Consider the following 18,260-nt stretch of genomic DNA (forward strand, 5'->3'; position numbering starts at 1 on the left):
ATCGCATCATTCCTTCTGCAGAACGACGACTTCCTGGAAAAAAGGAATGGCTGGAAAAATGTCCTTGACCGACAAGATGCGGCCCCAGATGTCCTTGATGTAGTTCTGCGTATAGAACACGTTCGAGCTGTACGAGCGCTCGGTATGCCAACGAAAGACCGTCCTGTCGTTGGGCAACGTGGGGCTGTCTTTGGCGGCCACGTAGTCCGGGTGGTCGATGAGCGCTCCGTAGATGGGCCACGCGGGGGTCATTTCGCGCCATGTGCGCTCTTCGTGGATGGTCAGCCAGGCGATGCCGCCGGGACGAAGTATCCGGCGTAATTCCATGAGCCAGGTTGTATCGAAGCACTCGATATGCGTGAAGACGGAGAATGCAGTGACGACGTCGATGCTATTGTCCGGCAGTGGCAGGGTTGGCACGCTGGTGTTTTGAAAGACCTTGATATCACGGCGCAAATTCCTTCCGACCCAGTCGACATGTGCGCGGTTGATGTCGCAGCCGATGACTTCCGGGAAGTCCTTGTTCGCATGGCGGATCAATCGCCCGGTGGCGCAACCTATGTCCAGAAGGCTCCCATGCCGTGCGCCCTTGCGTTCTAGCCATTCCATCAACTGGCAGTAGTCACGCAGGCCGGATGCCCAATAATTAAAGTGATTGGGGCCGTAGTAGCCCTCCCGTTGCTCTGTCGATGGGATGGGATAGGTGTCGGCCTCGAGGGCTGCTTCGAGGGGAATGCGAGAGCGATCCCAAGGAACTTCACCGGTGTCTTGCCCCAGGTGGTCACGTGCGATTCCCACGTTCTCGCCGCGTGTCTCCGCGCGTGAATTGATGGAAATCATGTCTTCCCAAGTTATATCCGCCACTGACTAGTCCTCGACTGATCGTTTCGGAACCCGCTGGGCAGCCATATTGGGATAGCATCCCTGGTCTCGCCCACGGCCTTGACAGTCGCGCCCTGGTCAGCGAGAAGGTGCCAGGGCACGATAGACGTCATGTTTGGTTGAGCGTCTCAGTACTGCCCGACTACCTTGCCAAGTTGACGGGGTCCTTGCAATGCCAGTCATTCGCCAAGATGCAATCTTGCGACCAAGCGTCAATACAGGCCGGTTAACCGGCTACAATTCGGAGCCGACACGGCCCTTTACGGTGTTGGTGGGGAGGCTATTGTCCGGCGACAGGCTTGGCCATTCAGTGCTCTGAGGACGCTCCATTACGTGCGCTTTGCAGCGTTTGCTCCGTAGGGCGAGCGCTTTTTTATCTCGAATCTGGGAATGCAATATGATGGTGTCGACGACCCCGGCCCGTGGGGGGAGTGCCCGTGTATTTGGTCTGGACTTGCTGCGCGCAATCGCCGTGCTATCGGTGCTTGCCGGCCATAGCTTGGATCATGGCAAGGCGCCGGTCTGGATGGTTCGTTACATTGCTCCCCTGGCTGTTTACGGCGTGGAAATCTTCTACGTACTAAGCGGCTTCCTGATCGGGCATATCCTTTTGCGCTCCGTCGCTTCGGGCAAGTTGCATAACCCCACGGACATCCTAGATTTCTGGAAGCGACGCTGGGCGAGAACGCTTCCGCTTTATATGTTCTTCCTGTTGGTGTACTTGCGATTTGATTATCACGGCCCGGGTGATCTTCGCCAGGTCTGGTCGTTCTTCGCGTTCCTGCAGAATTTTGCGTGGCAGATCCCGCCATTCTTCACCCACTCGTGGAGCTTGGCGGTTGAAGAGTGGTTCTATCTCCTACTACCGGTCGTCTTCTTGACATTTCATTGGTTGCTCAAGTCTGACGGAAAGGCGATTTTTGCGACGGCCCTGGTTTTCCTGCTCGTTCCGCTGGCGAGTCGATTGGTGATCGGGCACCACCTCACCGATTGGCCTGGTTACGATGGCTATATTCGCCAGACAGTGGTCTGTCGACTCGACTCTATTTTTATGGGCGTGCTTTGCGCCTATATGCGCATTCATTACCCGGGTTTCTTTGAGCGAAGCGTAAAATTCTGGTGGGTGGGCTTTGGCTTGTTTGCGCTGCTCTACATGATCCTGTCGGTCATTCACTACTTCAATCCGGCCAGCGCATGGGCCCAGGCGGCCTATCTCCCGTTGCTGTCGTTCAGCATCGCGTGCATGGTGCCGGCAGCTAGTAAGCTGCGTTCGACCGGGCTTTCGGTGCTCGATGTCTTTATTTCGCACACCAGCAAGGTGTCGTACTCCCTCTACTTGGGCCATATCAGCATGCTGACTCTGGTGCTAGGAATCATGGACCAGTTTGGCTGGGTGGCAGATTCGCTACACCGAACCGCGTTGCTGTACATCGCACTGGCCATTTTCTACTACGCCTTCGCAAATCTGACCTATCTGCTTGTGGAACAACCGTACATCAAGCTGCGCGATGTACGCATGGGGCATTCGGACGTGCGTAGCGGCAACGTCGCTATCGCCGTAGGGTCACCGGATCCAGCAGGGCAGCCTGTGCCGGAGTTGGGGCTACTCGTCGCTGAGCCGGATCATTCCTGATGGCCGTGCCGCGTCATACGCTCAGTGAGGGACATGCTCAATCTTCTGAGAGATCCATTGAGCCGTCGATGCAAGGCCCTCCTTCAGCGAGGTCCGAGGTGCCCAGCCCAGTTCCTGAAGTGCTAGTTCAGGCGAAAGGACGCTGGTCGGCACATCAAAAGGCCGAGAAGGTAGATAACGACGCTCAACGTCGTGCCCGATCACTTGCTCAATCAAGCTGATGAGCTCGTTGAGATCTGTACCTCGTCCTGAGCTGACGTTGAATACGCTGTGAGGACCTTCGTAGCGGATCGCTCTGGCGAAGGCCTCAGCAACGTCGCGCACATAGATATAATCGCGCGTGACGCTTCCATCGCCCCAGATTTCGATGGGTTGATTATTTAGCGCCCGGTGCAGGAATACACCCACTGCTCCTTGTGCTGTTTCTACGCGCTGCCGTTCGCCGAAAGGATTGGTGACGCGGAGGATAGTGGCCTTGACTCCGTACATCCTCTGATACATGAGCAGATACTTTTCAATGGCTAGCTTAGTAATGCCATATGAAACATGTGGCTCAGTTGGATGGTTCTCGTCAATGGGCAGGTAGACGGGACTCCCATACACAGTGCCGCCTGAAGAGATGAAGACAATCCGCCGCACATCCTTTTGAACCATCGCGTTCAGCATCTGAAGCGTTGCTACCAAGTTGCTCTGGACGTCGTAGATGGGGTCGTCGTTCGAGCTTTTCGGAAGAGTCGATGATACGAGATGGACGACAGCGTCCATGCCATCAACGGCCTCGGCCACCTCATGCTGGCTGAGCAAATCACCCGTCAGCCACTCGACCTTTTCGGATGGAAGAAAGGAGCGATAGGGCTCGACCCGCGGACGCTCAAAGATACGCAGCTCATGGCCATCAGCAAGCAGGCGGTCCACAATGGACGAGCCGATAAAACCGCCGCCACCGAAAATCACTGCCTTCATCAGGTTCTACCTCTTCACGAAAATGGGACCAGCCATGGACCGGGCGGCGTTCCCCTTGGTCCCGCTTGCTGGACAGTCAGCACCACTAATGGTGGCGGTGAGACATTAAAACATGAGTTCTCACACAGGTTGCCAGGAGGCGATAATTGAATGTAGTTCATCAAGCCTATCTCGGTACCGGATGCCGGTGGCGCGGTGGCCAACGCTATCGCGGACCTTTTGGCTGGCGCGCCTACCTAGTTGGCGCCCTTGATCAGGTGAATCTGCAAGCGTCACCATATGCCCAGCGGCCTGTTCGACATTGGCGTCGGCCCATACCTGATTTTCCGCATGGGGATATTCACCCGGCTTCACGGGTACCAGGTTGTAGTCGACGAGATAAGCGCAGTCGCTGTCCATGAAATCGAGATTCCCGGAGTAGGCGGTCGCTATGACTGGTTTGCCGAGGTACATGGCTTCCGCTAGGCCGCGACCGAAACCCTCGGAACGATGCAGGGACACAAAGGCATCGCAGCAGTGGACCAGATTCTTCGTGTCGTTGTCTGTCATGGCTTGGTCGACCAGGACCACACGATCCCGAAGCGGGGTAATTGCCTCAATCAGTGCCGCCAGTGCCTGCGGCGCAGCGTGGCTACCGTGCGTCTTGATGACAAGGCACACGTCAGCGGTTGGCCTCTGCCTGCGGAGCAATTCGAAGGCTTTGATAACCGCGCCAGGGTTCTTGCGAGCAGCGTAAGAACGGAAATCGAAGAAAAACAGAAATGCGTAGCTTGACTCGGGAATGCCGAAGTAGCGTCGCGATCGAAACGATGAAAGTACCACCTCACAGGCCAGGGGCATGCGTATAAGTGGTTTGTTGATAACCGGACGGAGCGCATCGAAGATGAACTGGGTCGGAGCCCAGATCTCATCGACGCGATTAAGCTGCTCGGCCCAGGCACTGGGATACTGGCTCAGCTCCCATGCGGGATAGATGATGTTGTATGAATCGTTAGGCAGCCTGTCGCCCAGCGTCTCCAGTGCTTGCTCAATTTCATCACCGTTCAGATGAAAAATATTGAGCTTGCCGGGACTGGTGGTGAGGAAAGGTTGAAGTTCCTCCAGCACATCCGAGTCGGGACGATTGATTCGATACAGATCAAGGACGCCTGGCCGAACGGCCACGGAGCGCAGTGCACGAAAGGTGCATCGCACGTCCTCGCCCCTGCCGATGGGGGCAAACGGGTGTCCCACAAGACACGTGGAAATATCTGTCATGGTGTGCGCTTACCCGAGTGAATAACGAGTCTTTCGAATGAGGCGGTCGTAATCCCGGGCATTGCGAAGTGCTTCCAGGAAGGTATGTCCGAAGCGACGATCGGGCTCCAGGTAGGCGCCCTCCGCCCATTCGTTCCACGCATTGATGAAGACGAGCCGCTCATCACCTGTGTATTGCTGCTTAGTGCGGGCAATCGTCGTTTCCAGCCACGCTTGAAATGCCCCAGGCGTAGCGTTGTCAAAGGCGTAACTGTTGTTTTGCCTTCTGGGAGTATTGTCCCAGCCCGGCATCGCACCTAGAAAGCGTTTGTAGGGGGGCAGTTCACGCGTTGCATAGCGCACGGCGATGTCGCGATAGTCAGCCACTGCGCCCTGAAAGTCAGCATTCAACAGCGGCGTGGAGACGGGTCGTGGCTCGGCCATGCCCTGCGGGGGAAACTCCACGGCCGCATCGCAACCAAGCTCGCTTGGATGGGTGCCTGCTGAGACCAGCTCAAACGACTCCACCTGGGCGATGTAGATTTCGCCAATGCCTTCTTCACGGCAGGTTTTGCGCCAGATGGCGGCGGTGCGAGCGAAATCGGGGAACAGCGTTATGCGATAGACCAGTATGAGGGGCTTGCCGTTGATCCGTATGTAATTGGGACTGCGGAAGTAGCGAATGAGGTCGCGAATGACAGCTTCATCGTCTTCATCGGAATGACTCTGAGCCATGAGCACATCATGCTCTTGGCCATCCCAACGACGCGTCCAGTTTTCATTGGCCCAACACAGGCAGAATGGGAAATCCGGGCGACCGGTTTTCAGCATGTTTTCCAGAGGCCGCTCTAGTAGCCGATGCCCGGCAAACCAGTAGTAGTAATAGCAGAAGCCACCCAGGCCGTACCGTCGGGCAAGGGCGGCCTGCATTTCCATCGCTTCGGCAACGCGCAGGTCGTAGAAGCCAAGGTCCGCCGGCAGGCGAGGCTGATAATGACCGACGTAATTTGGCTGTGCCTTGGTGACATTCGTCCATTCAGTGAAACCGGGGCCCCACCACAGGTCGTTCTCTGGAAACGGATGGAATTGCGGGAGATAGAAGGCGATGGTGCGGACATCGTCCATACGATCAAGTTCGGCTCTCCAGCGGGAGGTGAACTTGGCCAAATTGGTTGAGATGCAGCGAAGTTTGTAGTCGCTCTCCAAACCGTCTGACGTACGGCTCAAGTGATGGAGAACGGTTGCATTTGGGCAGTAGACGATGCGCTTGCCTTCGGCGCGTAACCGCATGGAAAGGTCAGAGTCCTCACAGTACGCGGGAGCAAAGGTCTCGTCGAAACCGCCCAGTCGTTCGAAATCCTCCCTACGCACGAGCAGGCAAGCACCACTGCAATAGTCCACGTCCCGCTCGTACGAGTATCGAGGCAAGTCCGGAAGGTCGTTGAGACCGACCATTTCGGAAGTGCCGTCGGCGTGCAAAGTCGTGCCAGCCTCCTGCAACCAGCCATTTGGATAGGCAATGCGTGGACCAACAGCCCCGATATCTGCGGAGCCATCGATGCACGCGACAAGCGCTGACAACCAGCCCTTTGTTACCTGCACGTCGTTGTTCAGAAGGACGAGCAGGCGCCCCTTGGCAAATTTCGATGCGGCGTTGCAGTTACGAAGAAAGCCCAGATTTTCGGGTTGGGAGACAATGCGAACGTGAGGAATCGCGCCCAGTACCCGAGCACTCTCATCCGTAGAAGCATCATCGGCAATCAGGACTTCAAACGACGGCCCCGCATCTCTCGCGGTTTCTGCAATGGAGGCCAGGCATTCCAGCGTCGTCGTGAGATGGTTGTACACGGGCACCAAGATGGTGACATCCGGGCACTCGGAGGGAACTGGCAGGCGGATGCCGTTGGCTGAGGCATCCGGGGATTGCTGGCTGAAGTCAAGGACAGCAACTTTCTTGGGGCTCTTCGACAGGCGTTGCTCCGTGAAGGTAGCGTCGATGCGCTCGCGGACGTCCCGGTAATCGAGCCACTCCTGAGTGCCGTCAGCACGCCACAGGATATTGTGCGCGTGCGATGCGGTGGAGTAGATACCCTTTTCCGCAGACGTTGTCGTTGGGCATGGCGCATGTGTGCGCTCATAAGCCGCCCAGCGCTGGTAGGCGCCTGTGCGCTCGAACACCTTTCCGGTGTATGTGAAGATCACGCGCTTGACCGCCAGCTTCTTTGCCGGGGCCAGCGGCGTCCAACGATAGATCCTGTCGACGATGTTTACGGTGCGAAGACGCATCCCCCGTGTTAACCGGCTGAGAAAATCGCTGGCATTGGCTGGTGAACGCGTGGTCATGATCAGGTCTCCTAGCTCCCCATGATCCCATGGATCATGGCGGAGCCAAATAGGCTGAAGCCCTGTTTTGGCTGAATAAAACCCGCTCGGGCCTTGGAAATCGAGTATGACGGCTGCCTGAGGGGCGCCGGGGATGGGCATCGAACAGGGAGATAAAAAGGTAGGGCTGCCCTGGAAGCGGCCACTGGGCAGCCGGAAGTAGTCTGACCCCTTGGAGATAACATTTGCAGGTGAGGCCTCTGCCAGGCTGTCTACCAGCAGTTATCGGAGATGATGCGGACTGCTGCTCATTTAGTTGACGCGGCCTAAAACTAGCGCTGGCTCTTGCACGAGCTGTATTGAACTGATGTGGCCGATGGTCGAGTGGCGTCGTTTGCTGTTGTAGCGCCGTTCGATGTGGTCGAACACATCGGCCTTTACCTTGAGCCGGCTCGATACGCGTGGGCGTCAGTGCGTTCGGTCTTGAGCGATTTGAAGAAGCTTTCCATCGCCGAGTTGTCCCGGCATTTACCCGAGCGGCTCTTGCTGAGGATAATGTCAAGCTCGCCGAGCAGGTGCTCAATGCGAGTGCTGGTGTATTGGCTGCCACGATCCGAATGATGCAGCGCCGGCTCGGGTCGACGCCATACAGCCTTCACCAGCGCGTCGGGCACCAGTTGCGCCGTCATCCACGACTGCATCGACCAGACGACGCGAAGCGGACACTGACCCAGCACCATAGCGACATACCGCTGGACTTCGCTCGTCCACGAGCACATGAAGTCGGCGACCCACTTCTGGTTCGGCGCGTTCGCCTTGGGGTTGTCGATCGAGCAGATTCGGCTCAGTCGCTTCGGTCCGTCGGCAGTGGGTCACACCGAAGCCCCGCTTCGAGTACACCGAGCCAGAAATGGCGTGAACCTTAAGTCTGAACGCTCTCGAGAAGGCTCTGGCGAGCTTGTTGCGACGGTACCTCGTCACATCACATGGGCGCCGACTCCGCGGCCGAACGAGCCATGCGTAGAACCCGCTGCGCGGGACACCGAGTGCCTCACAGATCAGGCTCCTCGGCGCTTCACCACAAAGCAGAACTTCGCGTCGACTCCCTGGCGAAATAGGCCGCGGCCTTTTGCAGCATGTCGCGCCTCATCTTGAGCTTGGGGACTTCTTCGTAAAAGAGGCTTTCTTCATGGTCCGGTTAGGCTGCTCCCGCCCAGACCAGATCCATTCAAGGTTCTACTCGCACAGCCCCATCTGCCTGAGTCGTGATGATCTGGCTTCCGGTGGCGATCGGCATGCCTAGCGGATGGAACCAGGCAACGGTCTCCTGCACCAGGTTCACCTCCAGCTGGTATTCGCCGGGAGCCGCCGGTGGCTCAATGAGCAAGTCGAATTCTTGGCTTTGGCCGGGCTTGACGTCGCCAGAAACGTCCTTGCGCGTATCCCAGCCTGCACCCGACGGGAGAGGGGCACGGGTCGGCGAGAATCGCCAGGAGAAGCGCACGGGGTGGTCGTCGTCCGAAACGGATGGGAGCAACTCCCTGGAGTTGTTCCGCAGGGTCAGGCGAACATGCAGCTTGCCCTTCTCCGGCGTGATCCGGTCAATTGACGGTACCAGTCCCTTGATGAGGTCTTCTGGCAATTTGCCCACAAAGCGCGTGCGGCCAAGGAGGGTGGGCAGTGGTGAGCAGCGCACGTCACTACCGACCACTACGGTTCGCTTCACCAATGCCACATAAGCCTGATAGTCCAGTCCGGCGAAGGCGGCATAACCCATCAGCCGGTTATTGACCACGGTGCAGGGGTCGGTGTCGCGTTCCACGTAGCCTACTGGCCAGTTGCCAGAGTACCCGTTCAGAGTTACCCGATTCATGAGCTGGGCCAGGCGCATGCCATCGTCTTCGGTGAGGAAGGGGCGTTCGTCGGTGCGGATTGGCACGAACAGAATGGCGTCCGGGGCGAGCGAAGGTGGTGTGCGAGCTAATAGCGATTCGATTCGTTGGTTCGCCTCGACAAGCGGTACCTTGGGCGTGTTGTAAGCCGCGTACTCCACAATCATCAGGATTGTCAGTAGCGCGGCTGCCGTTGCCTTGATGGCCTGTCTGTCCGGTGATAAGGCCAGCCAGTCATAGCCGCTCATGGCTAGGACGGCCAAAGGGAACAACATAACCATGCCAATCCGAGTTACGGCCCGCACAGCATTCGCCAGAGGCAGGTGGTAGACGAACGTATAGAGGCTGTGGTTGTGGACGGACAGCGTGAGAGCCACCAGGAAGGCGATGGCTCCAAACATGGCGAGGTTACGACGGCCGGGCTGACGAGCCATGCCGATGATGGTGAGCACGATCGCCGAGCCACCAAAAAACATCTGGTGCTCCCATCGCATCGGCACGCTGTGTATGCGGGTGGTGAATCTGGACCACAGTAGCGATTGATCACTTAGCGCATAACTGGCCACCCTGGGCAACATCGTGCTGACTTCGCTGTAGTCGCGGTGGAACCCAAACAGGTGCGAATAATGGAGATAGGGATAGAACAGCGCGAGCAGTGCGACGGCGCAGGCAACGATTGTCAAAACGCTACCGACGGTCTGTCCCAAAATCAGCTTGCGCACATCTCCGAGCAGGGATGCGAGGGGACGCCATGGGCCCTGGTCCTTGCGCAACAACGCCTGCGCGAGGAAATAGCCGATGATCAGCAAGAGCAGGAAGTAGCCGAGGTAGATCGAGCAGTAGAACTCCACGGTGAGCCAGAGCGTGGCCAGGGCAAAGTGCCGGCCATGGCCCTGCTCGATGAAACGTTGCCATGCCAGCATTGCCAGTGGGACGGCAAATCGGTAGGACAGTTGGGCGTGACCAACCTGCGCGCTTACAACGAAAGAGAAGGTGAAGATGAACGCGCCGATGGCGCTGCCTCTCACGGTGCCTCCCATTCGACGCAAGGTGTAATAGCACGCCGTAAAGTTCAGTGCTGGGGCGACAGTGAACCAGCCGATGAAGGCCTGCTCAGGTGTCAGACCCAGCATGCGCATCGCGATATAGACCAACCCTGTGCCGAAGTGATTGTCGCTGAACGCCAGCGTTCCTTCGTAGGGATAGAAGAAGCCCGGGCTCCACAACTTCGGATCCAACCCCACCACCCAGCGATATAGATGCTCAAGGATCAGGTTGTTGAACCGACCGTCGAGCAAGTCACCTGGCATGGATCGGAAGTAGTCGGATTGGCGCAGGATGACCAGCCCGAATCCGATAGCCAGCAGGCCAACAGGCCACAGCAAGCTGCGCTTGACCGAGGAGGTGGCCACGATCGAGTTGGGGTTGTCCAAAATCATGATGTCTTCCGTCGTAACATGACGAATGAGCGTAGGCTCGGAGTGACTGAGCCGTACTACCTCAGCGGCCGATGGGATAGTGTTCGAAACCGAGTGCGCGGAGTTCACTTGGCTCGTAGAGGTTGCGGCCATCGAAGACGACAGGCGTGCGGAGGAGTTGCTTCAGTTCGACGAAATCGGGGCACCGGAACTCCTTCCATTCGGTCACCACGATCAGCGCGTCCGCCTTGCGCAGCACGTCCGTCTGCGACCTGATTAGCTCGAGGCCCTGTGCGTCGCCGAAGACACGATGTGCCTCCTCGTGCGCCACCGGATCATAGGCGGCGACCGTGGCGCCTCTGGCCAGCAAGTCGCCAATGAGGACGCGACTCGTTGCTTCACGCATATCGTCGGTATTCGGCTTGAACGCCAGCCCCCAGACGGCAAAATGCCTGCCCTTCAGATCCTCGCCAAAGCGCTTGCAGATCTTTTCGGTCAGAACACGTTTTTGCGCATCGTTGGCCTCCTCCACCGACTGCAGCACGCGTAGCGTTTGTCCTGCCTCTTCGCCTGAGCGAATCAGTGCCTTCACATCCTTGGGGAAGCAGGAGCCGCCGTAACCGCAGCCGGCATACAGGAAGTGATAGCCGATGCGCGGATCCGAGCCGATGCCGCGGCGTACTAGCTCGATGTCCGCACCGAGCTTTTCCGCGAGCAGGGCAAGTTCGTTCATGAACGAAATGCGCGTAGCCAACATGGCGTTTGCTGCGTACTTGGTAAGTTCCGCTGAGCGCACGTCCATCAGCACCAGCTTGTCGTGATTGCGCTGGAACGGCGCGTAAAGCGCCTTCATGAGAGTGATGCCGCGCTCGTCGTCGGCGCCCACGACGATTCGATCCGGCTTCATGAAGTCGTCCACCGCGGATCCTTCTTTGAGGAACTCAGGGTTGGACACGACGGAATAGTCGATGACCGCGCAGCGGGCGGACAGCTCCTCCGCGATTGCTGCGCGGACCTTGTCTGCCGTACCAACCGGCACCGTGCTTTTGTCGATGACTACCTTGTACTCGTTCATCCGCCGGCCGATGTTCTTCGCCGCCTCAAGTACATATTGCAAGTCAGCAGAGCCGTCTTCGTCAGGTGGCGTGCCGACTGCGATGAACTGCGCGGTGCCGAAGGCGACAGCCTGGTCGATGTCCGTGGTGAAGTGAAGCCGGCCTGCCGCCACGTTGGAGGCAATGATCTTGTCCAGGCCGGGCTCATGGATGGGGACGCCGCCTTCCTGCAGGACGCGAATCTTCTCGGGGTTCACATCCAGGCACAGGACGTCGTTACCCATTTCGGCAAGGCAGGCGCCGGTCACCAGGCCCACGTATCCAGTTCCAACAACGGTGATTTTCATCGTTCGACTACCTGCGGGCCTTGTAGAAGACCTCGTTGAGATGAATAGGGTAAGTCGTGCGGCCCATTACCTCTGGGGCTTGGTCACGGGAGAAGCAACGCCGGATGTTGAATAGGTCGCGTGGAGCTTGCGAAACCTGCCCATGGCATGGGATGACGAAAGTTCCTTTCGCCGCACAGCGTCGATTGCCGCTACTGGCAGCGGTAATCGACGTCGGATGTGCTGTCGCGAAACGGATCGGTCAGGGTGTCCGTATAGGTCCCCATCAGCAGGCGATGCTTTGGTAGAAGGTTGTTGCGGAAGAAGCGGCTGATGGAAGCCAGCCGCCGGCCCTTGTCCGTCAACAGCACGCAGCCATCCCGGATTACGATGGTGCCTGATTGCAACTGCTCGGTGAGGCGCACGTCCACCAGACGGTCTTCCTTGACGTATTCCTTGGTGAAAACTTGTTCGAAAGCATTTTCGCGGATGCCGCCACCGCGTTGCTCCATTTTCTCGAGGATATAGAAGGAGAGTGAGCGATCAAGCACCGTGGGTACCGAAATGGCGAAGCCGTAACCAAGGAGCAACCATATGACGATCAGCTGGAGTTTCTCCACCGGCCCAAGCACCTTGAACCAGTGGCCTCCCCACAACAGTGCGCTGCATAGGGTGGTAGCGATGATCCCATCGAGAATGGCGCTGTAGAACACTACGTTCACCCGCAGATACAGCGAGTGGATGACATAGGTTGCCAGCAGCACGACCACGAAGACCGCCGTGATTGCGACGAGGCGGCCGATCTTTATTGCTTGAATACCCAAAGCTTTCCTCCGAAATAACTGCAAACCATCTGCAGGAACGTGCCGATCAGGAAGCCCGTGCGATAGTCGAGCTTGGCCATGTCCGTCCAGGCGAACAGCACCGCGGCCTGCAACAAAGCAAGGGCTGCATACAGCAGCCAGAAGCGCCCCAGTTGGTGCCAGACCGATTCTTTGGTGCCCGGAAACACGAAGTGGCGGCTTCCGAGGAACGACGCCGTGATGCCGATGACAGCGGCGATGAAGTTGGCGACACCTGCCGACGGCACATGCGCAACATGGATGCACGCGCCCAGGACGGCGTAGCTAATGCAAGTGGCCGCCATCCCGTTGATGACGTAGCGGACCGGTTGGTGCCTGAGGAGGCTAGAGGTCGCGCTGGTCATGACGCGTCGCGAATATCTGGTCGACCAGCAGGCGATAGTCCAGCGGGAGCACCGTGCTACCGCGGGCTATACCGGTAAGCATGAGCGTCATCAGCGTGATGGCGCCTGTCTGAAGGAAGACCAGCAGCAACAGCCCAAGCGCGACCGAGAACCAGCCCGGCGTGGCATAGCCAAGGGTCTTGAGCACGATGGCGACGCTAACGCCCAGCAGTGAAAGAACCGCGACGCTGGTGCAGGCGATGCCAACCCGGACAAGGACATCTTCGGCAAAGATCATCAGGCCCTTGAAACCGTGCAGCGCCAGGCCCACGAAGTTCATCTTGCTTTTGCCCGCATAGCGCGGCCCGCGGTCAAGGGCGCACGTGCGCCACCTCAGGCGCGACACGAGAACCGTGCCGGCTACGTGGGTGGCCAGTTCACCCATGGAAGCCAGGCGGCGTGTGGCCGTACCGTTCAGCGCCATGAAATTGCCGAAGCTGATCCTGCGTCCCGTGAGCAAGCTGAAAAGCCACTTGTAAACCACGTAGAACGTCTTGAAGCGCAACGTCTCGACGCGGCTCTTCCGCTGAGCGACGACCACATCGACCTCGGACGCGTCCAGCTCATCGAGCAAGCTGCCGATAGTTTCAGGAAGGTCTTCGCCATCGGAGTCCATGACGACTACACGATCGATGTCGCTAAATTTGTCAGCGACATAGGCCAAGCCCACCGCAATGGCGCGCTGATGCCCGACGTTGCGTTTGAGGCGAATCACCGTGCCATCCACGTTGGCGTCGAGCATGCCTTGCAGCGTCAATGGTTGCCGCACCGAGCCATCATCCACAGCCACGACATGGATCTCCGTACCGCAGGCTTTTGCCAGTTCGGAGAAAAGAATGGTGGAAGCTTCAGTGTCCTCGAACACCGGTGTGACGACAATGAGCTTGGGGTGGCGCATCGCGACTCAGACTCCGAGGCGCTTGCGGAAATAATCAACAGTTTCCTTCAGGCCATCGTCGAGCGAGACCTTGGGGCTCCAGTCGAGCTTTGTCCTGGCTTGCGTGATGTCGGGCTGGCGCTGCTTCGGATCGTCGCTTGGCAGTGGCTGGTAGGTGATCTTGGATTTGCCGCCCACCAGTGATACGACCTTCTCGGCTAGTTCAAGCATGGTGAACTCGCCAGGATTGCCGATGTTGATCGGGCCTGTGATGTCAATTGCACTGTTCATCAGGCGGCGCATACCCTCGATGAGGTCATCAACGTAGCAAAAGCTGCGCGTCTGAGTGCCATCGCCATAGATGGTGATCGGCTCCCCTTTGAGCGCCTGGACGATGAAGTTGCTTACGACGCGACCATCGTTGGGGTGCATACGTGGGCCGTACGTGTTGAAGATACGCATGACCTTGATTTCGAGCTGGTGTTGGCGCCAGTAGTCGAAAAAGAGCGTTTCCGCACACCGCTTGCCTTCGTCATAACAGCTGCGGATGCCCACCGGGTTGGTGCGACCCCAGTAAGACTCGGGCTGAGGATGGACTTCCGGATCACCATATACCTCAGACGTTGACGCCTGGAGAATGCGCGCTCTTGTGCGCTTTGCGAGGCCAAGCATGTTGATGGCACCGTGAACGCTTGTTTTGGTGGTCTGGACGGGATCGTGCTGGTAGTGGACGGGCGACGCCGGGCAAGCCAGGTTGTAGATCTGCCCCACTTCTACATAGAGGGGAAAGGTTACGTCGTGGCGCAGCAGCTCGAAGGAAGGGTGGCCGATAAGATGCCGGATGTTGTCCTTCGAGCCCGTGAAGAAGTTATCCACGCAGAGAACGTCGTGTCCCGCTTCAATCAGGCGGTCGCACAGGTGGGAGCCAAGAAATCCCGCGCCGCCGGTAACCAGAATCTGGCTCAAAATCTTCTCCATGAAAAATCGTTGGTTATTTCCCGGCCGCTTCCTGTCTGAAAGCGGGACAAGATCAGTCGCTTTCCTTCACCAAAAGGGAGGGTTTCGGTCGAAAGATCCGGATCGTCGACGATGTTATAGCTGAGCTTCCCCGCAAAATCCGCAATATGCTACTTGAGCAGGGGCAGGGCGGTGAACCGGCCCCGGGGGAAACCACCAGTGTGCCGAAAGGCCGGGTTCAGCAGTCGGCCCGTGACCAGAGGCGGGATTTTCCCGGGCCCCGGCGGCAACAGGGTGGCCTGGCCAGGCGGGGCAAGTCTGAGCGAAAGCTGGCGGCAGCGGCGATCACGCTAACTTTCAGGCCGGGGCTCAAGCCTGAAGCTGCGCGCGAATCTCATCAGTCTGCCGCATCATCAAGGCGTGATCAGCGCGCGCCTCGACGTTCAGGCGAAGTAGCGGTTCAGTGTTTGAGCTGCGCAGGTTGAATCGCCAGTCGCCGAAATCCGCGCTGATACCGTCCGTGTCATCGAGCACAGGATTCTGACCGGCGAAGTACTCCATGACACGTTCGATGGAAGCCTTTGCGTCGAAGACAACGAAATTGATCTCGCCGCTGCAGGGGAAGGCGCTCATGCGATCTTCGACCATGCCGGCAAGTGACTGGCCAGTGGACGATACGAGACCCGCGATGAGCAGCCACGGGATCATGCCGGAATCGCAATAGGCGAAATCACGGAAGTAGTGATGCGCGCTCATTTCGCCGCCGTAGACGGCGTTCTCCGCGCGCATGCGCTCCTTGATGAAGGCGTGGCCGGTTTTGCTCTGGACTGGGATGCCGCCCGCCGCGCTCACCATTTCGATCGTGTTCCACGTCAATCGCGGGTCGTGGATGATCTTTTCGCCTGGGTGCTTGGCCAGCAGCGCTGTTGCCAGCAGGCCGACCAGGTAGTAGCCCTCAATGAATCGGCCCGAGGCGTCGAAGAAGAAGCAGCGGTCGAAGTCGCCGTCCCAGGCGATGCCGAAGTCCGCACCGTGAGCGCGGACGGCGTCGGCGGTGGCCTGCCGGTTTTCCGGAAGCAGTGGGTTGGGTATCCCATGGGGGAAATGGCCATCCGGCTCGTGCTGGATACGCACAAACTCGAAGGGCAGATGCGATGCCAGCTCGTCGATCACCAGACCGGCACCGCCATTGCCGGGGTTGGTGACGATCTTCAGCGGCTTGAGCGACGCCGCGTCGACATAGGTCAACAGGTGCGCGACATACGCGCTCTTGTCGGCGGCAATCCGCACGGTCCCGGGAGCGGCAGACTCGACATACCGACCATCGGCAACGTGGTCGCGGATGGTGAACAGGCCCGAATCACCGCTGACGGGCCGGGCGCCTTCGCGCACGAGCTTGAGCCCGTTGTAGTCCATCGGGTTGTGGCTGGCGGTCACCATGATGCCGCCAGCCGCACCCAGATGGGCCGTCTGGAAATAAACCTCTTCGGTGCCGCAAAGCCCGATATCGATGACATCGCGTCCACTGGCCGTGATGCCGTCAGCCAACGCGTCCTGCAGGGCAGGACTGCTCAGCCGCACGTCGCGGCCGAGCACGATGGGCCCTGGACCCAGCAACTGGGCCGTGGCATTGCCGATGCACTGGGCGAGGTCTTCGTTCAGTTCGTCCGGTACACGACCGCGAATATCGTAGGCTTTGAAGCTCTTGAGGTTGATTTCACTCATCGGGCATCAGAGCGCTTGTTCGAGTTCCGGAATGATCTTGAACAGATCACCGACCAGGCCGATGTCGGCAATCTCGAAAATCGGTGCCTCGCCGTCCTTGTTGATGGCCACGATGGTGCCGGCGTCCTTGATGCCGGTGAGGTGCTGGATGGCGCCGGAGATGCCAATCGCAATGTACAGCTCGGGGGCGATGATCTTGCCGGTCTGGCCCACCTGCAGGTCGCTCGGCACGTAACCGGCGTCGACAGCGGCACGCGAAGCGCCCACGGCCGCACCGATCTTGTCGGCGAACTTGAAGATGATCTCGAAGTTTTCCTTCGAGCCCACGCCGCGACCACCGGAGACGACCTTGCACGCGCTCTGCAGGTCCGGGCGATCGCTCTTGCCGGACTGCAACTCGACGAAACGAGTGTGTGAGGGCAGGGCAACGTCCACCGACAGGGCTTCGACCGGGGCGTTGTTGGCGCCCGTCGCCGCGGCGGCCCAGGAGGCCGTACGGATGGTGGCGACCACGGTGGTGTTGGCGTCGGCTTCGACCGTGATGATCGCGTTGCCGGCGTAGATCGGGCGCTTGAACGTGTGGGCGCCTTCCACGCTCATCACGTCGCTGACCTGGGCTACGCCGAGCAGGGCGGCGACGCGCGGCAGCACGTCCTTGCCGAACGTGGTCGACGGGGCGAACGCGTGGCTGTAACCCGCGGCGGCCTTGGCGATCTGCGGGGCCAGCACGGCAGCCAGCGGATGCACGTTCTCGGCGCGAGCGATGGTCAGCACGCGGCTCACGCCTTCGATCTTGGCGGCTTCTGCGGCGACGGCGTCGACGTTGTCAGCCAGCACCAGTACGTCGATGGCTTCGGGCTTGATCGCCGCGGCTGCGCTCACGGCGCGTGCGGTGGAGGAATTCAGCTTGCCGTCCAGGTGTTCGGCGATGACGAGAATCTTGCTCATGTCATGTCTCCTTGAGGCTGCTTAGAGCAGACCCTTCTGCTTCAACGCCGCGACCAGCTCGGCCGCATCCTTCACCATCACGCCCTTGCTGCGCTTGGCAGGTGCGGCGTAGTGCGTGGTCTTGAGATGGTCATTGGCTTCCACGCCCAGCGACGCGAACTCGATGGTGTCGATCGGCTTGGACTTGGCCTTCATGATGTCCGGCAGCTTGATGAAGCGCGGTTCGTTGAGGCGCAGGTCGGTGGTGATCACGGCCGGCAGTTCGGCTTCGATTACTTCGAGACCCGCGTCGACTTCACGGGTCACCATGGCCTTACCGTCGGCGATCTCGACCTTGCTGGCGAACGTCGCCTGCGGACGGTCCCACAGCGCGGCCAGCATCTGGCCGGTCTGGTTGGCGTCGTCATCGATGGCCTGCTTGCCGAGGATGACCAGGCCCGGCTGTTCTTTTTCGATCAGCTTCTGGAAGATGCGGGCAGCAGTGAGCGGCTGCACGGCGTCGGTGGTCACCACGTGGATGGCGCGGTTGGCGCCCATGGCGAGGCCGTTGCGCAAATGCGCGGTAAGGTCCGCCGGGCCGATGCCGACCACCACGACCTCTTCGGCCACGCCCATTTCGCGCAGGCGCAGGGCTTCTTCCAGGGCGATGTCGTCGAACGGGTTGGCGGAAAGCTTCACGCCATCAGTCACGACGCCGGTGCCATCGGGTTTCACCTGGATGCGGACGTTGTAGTCCACGACGCGCTTGTAGCCGACCAGAATCTTCATTGCGGTTCCTCT

Annotated in this window: 15 protein-coding genes; 1 reads left to right on the top strand and 14 read right to left on the bottom strand. The window is 59.1% G+C overall.

Annotated features, from left to right (window positions below):
- Positions 1-6 precede the first annotated feature (6 nt).
- Complete coding sequence (locus CA260_RS03460; protein WP_146745276.1) at positions 7-840, bottom strand: class I SAM-dependent methyltransferase; 834 nt, start codon at positions 838-840, stop codon at positions 7-9.
- Between the two features lie 439 nt (positions 841-1,279).
- Between CA260_RS03460 and CA260_RS03465 the strand changes: the two genes are divergently transcribed.
- On the top strand, positions 1,280-2,515 hold the full coding sequence (locus tag CA260_RS03465) for an acyltransferase family protein (RefSeq protein ID WP_111981036.1): 1,236 nt from the start codon (positions 1,280-1,282) through the stop codon (positions 2,513-2,515).
- A gap of 21 nt (positions 2,516-2,536) precedes the next feature.
- Here the strand turns inward: CA260_RS03465 and CA260_RS03470 are convergent, their stop codons facing one another.
- The 13 genes from CA260_RS03470 to CA260_RS03530 all read right to left on the bottom strand — a co-directional run bounded on the left by CA260_RS03470 (position 2,537) and on the right by CA260_RS03530 (position 18,248).
- Positions 2,537-3,478: an NAD-dependent epimerase/dehydratase family protein gene (locus CA260_RS03470; protein WP_111981037.1), complete on the bottom strand. Its 942-nt coding sequence runs from the start codon at positions 3,476-3,478 to the stop codon at positions 2,537-2,539.
- A gap of 120 nt (positions 3,479-3,598) precedes the next feature.
- On the bottom strand, positions 3,599-4,735 hold the full coding sequence (locus CA260_RS03475) for a glycosyltransferase family 4 protein (RefSeq protein ID WP_111981038.1): 1,137 nt from the start codon (positions 4,733-4,735) through the stop codon (positions 3,599-3,601).
- A gap of 9 nt (positions 4,736-4,744) precedes the next feature.
- The gene (locus tag CA260_RS03480; protein ID WP_172461706.1) at positions 4,745-7,057 is read right to left on the bottom strand and encodes a glycoside hydrolase family 99-like domain-containing protein; all 2,313 of its coding nucleotides are present in this window, start codon (positions 7,055-7,057) and stop codon (positions 4,745-4,747) included.
- 416 nt (positions 7,058-7,473) lie between these two features.
- Positions 7,474-7,884: a DDE-type integrase/transposase/recombinase gene (locus CA260_RS03485; protein ID WP_425479722.1), complete on the bottom strand. Its 411-nt coding sequence runs from the start codon at positions 7,882-7,884 to the stop codon at positions 7,474-7,476.
- Between the two features lie 380 nt (positions 7,885-8,264).
- Positions 8,265-10,367, bottom strand: coding sequence for a hypothetical protein (locus CA260_RS03490; RefSeq protein WP_111981041.1), 2,103 nt, complete (start codon positions 10,365-10,367; stop codon positions 8,265-8,267).
- A 61-nt stretch (positions 10,368-10,428) separates the two neighbouring features.
- Positions 10,429-11,748, bottom strand: a complete 1,320-nt coding sequence (locus CA260_RS03495) for a UDP-glucose dehydrogenase family protein (protein WP_111981042.1) — start codon at positions 11,746-11,748, stop codon at positions 10,429-10,431.
- A gap of 191 nt (positions 11,749-11,939) precedes the next feature.
- Positions 11,940-12,551 carry a hypothetical protein gene (locus CA260_RS03500; RefSeq protein ID WP_238149600.1) on the bottom strand — a complete coding sequence of 204 codons (612 nt, stop codon included), beginning with the start codon at positions 12,549-12,551 and terminating at the stop codon, positions 11,940-11,942.
- Positions 12,533-12,934 (bottom strand): GtrA family protein, encoded by a 402-nt coding sequence (locus CA260_RS03505; protein WP_111981043.1) that lies wholly within the window; start codon positions 12,932-12,934, stop codon positions 12,533-12,535. Before CA260_RS03505 ends, CA260_RS03500 begins: the two co-directional genes overlap by 19 nt.
- Positions 12,915-13,871 carry a glycosyltransferase gene (locus CA260_RS03510; protein WP_111981044.1) on the bottom strand — a complete coding sequence of 319 codons (957 nt, stop codon included), beginning with the start codon at positions 13,869-13,871 and terminating at the stop codon, positions 12,915-12,917. The genes CA260_RS03505 and CA260_RS03510 overlap by 20 nt, the downstream gene beginning before the upstream one ends.
- A 6-nt stretch (positions 13,872-13,877) precedes the next feature.
- Complete coding sequence (locus CA260_RS03515) at positions 13,878-14,828, bottom strand: UDP-glucuronic acid decarboxylase family protein (RefSeq protein ID WP_172461707.1); 951 nt, start codon at positions 14,826-14,828, stop codon at positions 13,878-13,880.
- A 348-nt stretch (positions 14,829-15,176) separates the two neighbouring features.
- Entirely contained in the window at positions 15,177-16,523 is a 1,347-nt protein-coding gene (locus tag CA260_RS03520) for a phosphomannomutase (protein ID WP_111982982.1), read from the bottom strand.
- Positions 16,524-16,538: 15 nt separating this feature from the next.
- Positions 16,539-17,480 (bottom strand): electron transfer flavoprotein subunit alpha/FixB family protein, encoded by a 942-nt coding sequence (locus tag CA260_RS03525; RefSeq protein ID WP_111981045.1) that lies wholly within the window; start codon positions 17,478-17,480, stop codon positions 16,539-16,541.
- Between the two features lie 21 nt (positions 17,481-17,501).
- The gene (locus CA260_RS03530; protein WP_111981046.1) at positions 17,502-18,248 is read right to left on the bottom strand and encodes an electron transfer flavoprotein subunit beta/FixA family protein; all 747 of its coding nucleotides are present in this window, start codon (positions 18,246-18,248) and stop codon (positions 17,502-17,504) included.
- Positions 18,249-18,260: the final 12 nt, after the last annotated feature.

It is taken from the genome of Dyella jiangningensis, from assembly GCF_003264855.1.
In the GTDB taxonomy this organism is placed as follows: Bacteria; Pseudomonadota; Gammaproteobacteria; order Xanthomonadales; family Rhodanobacteraceae; genus Dyella; species Dyella jiangningensis_C.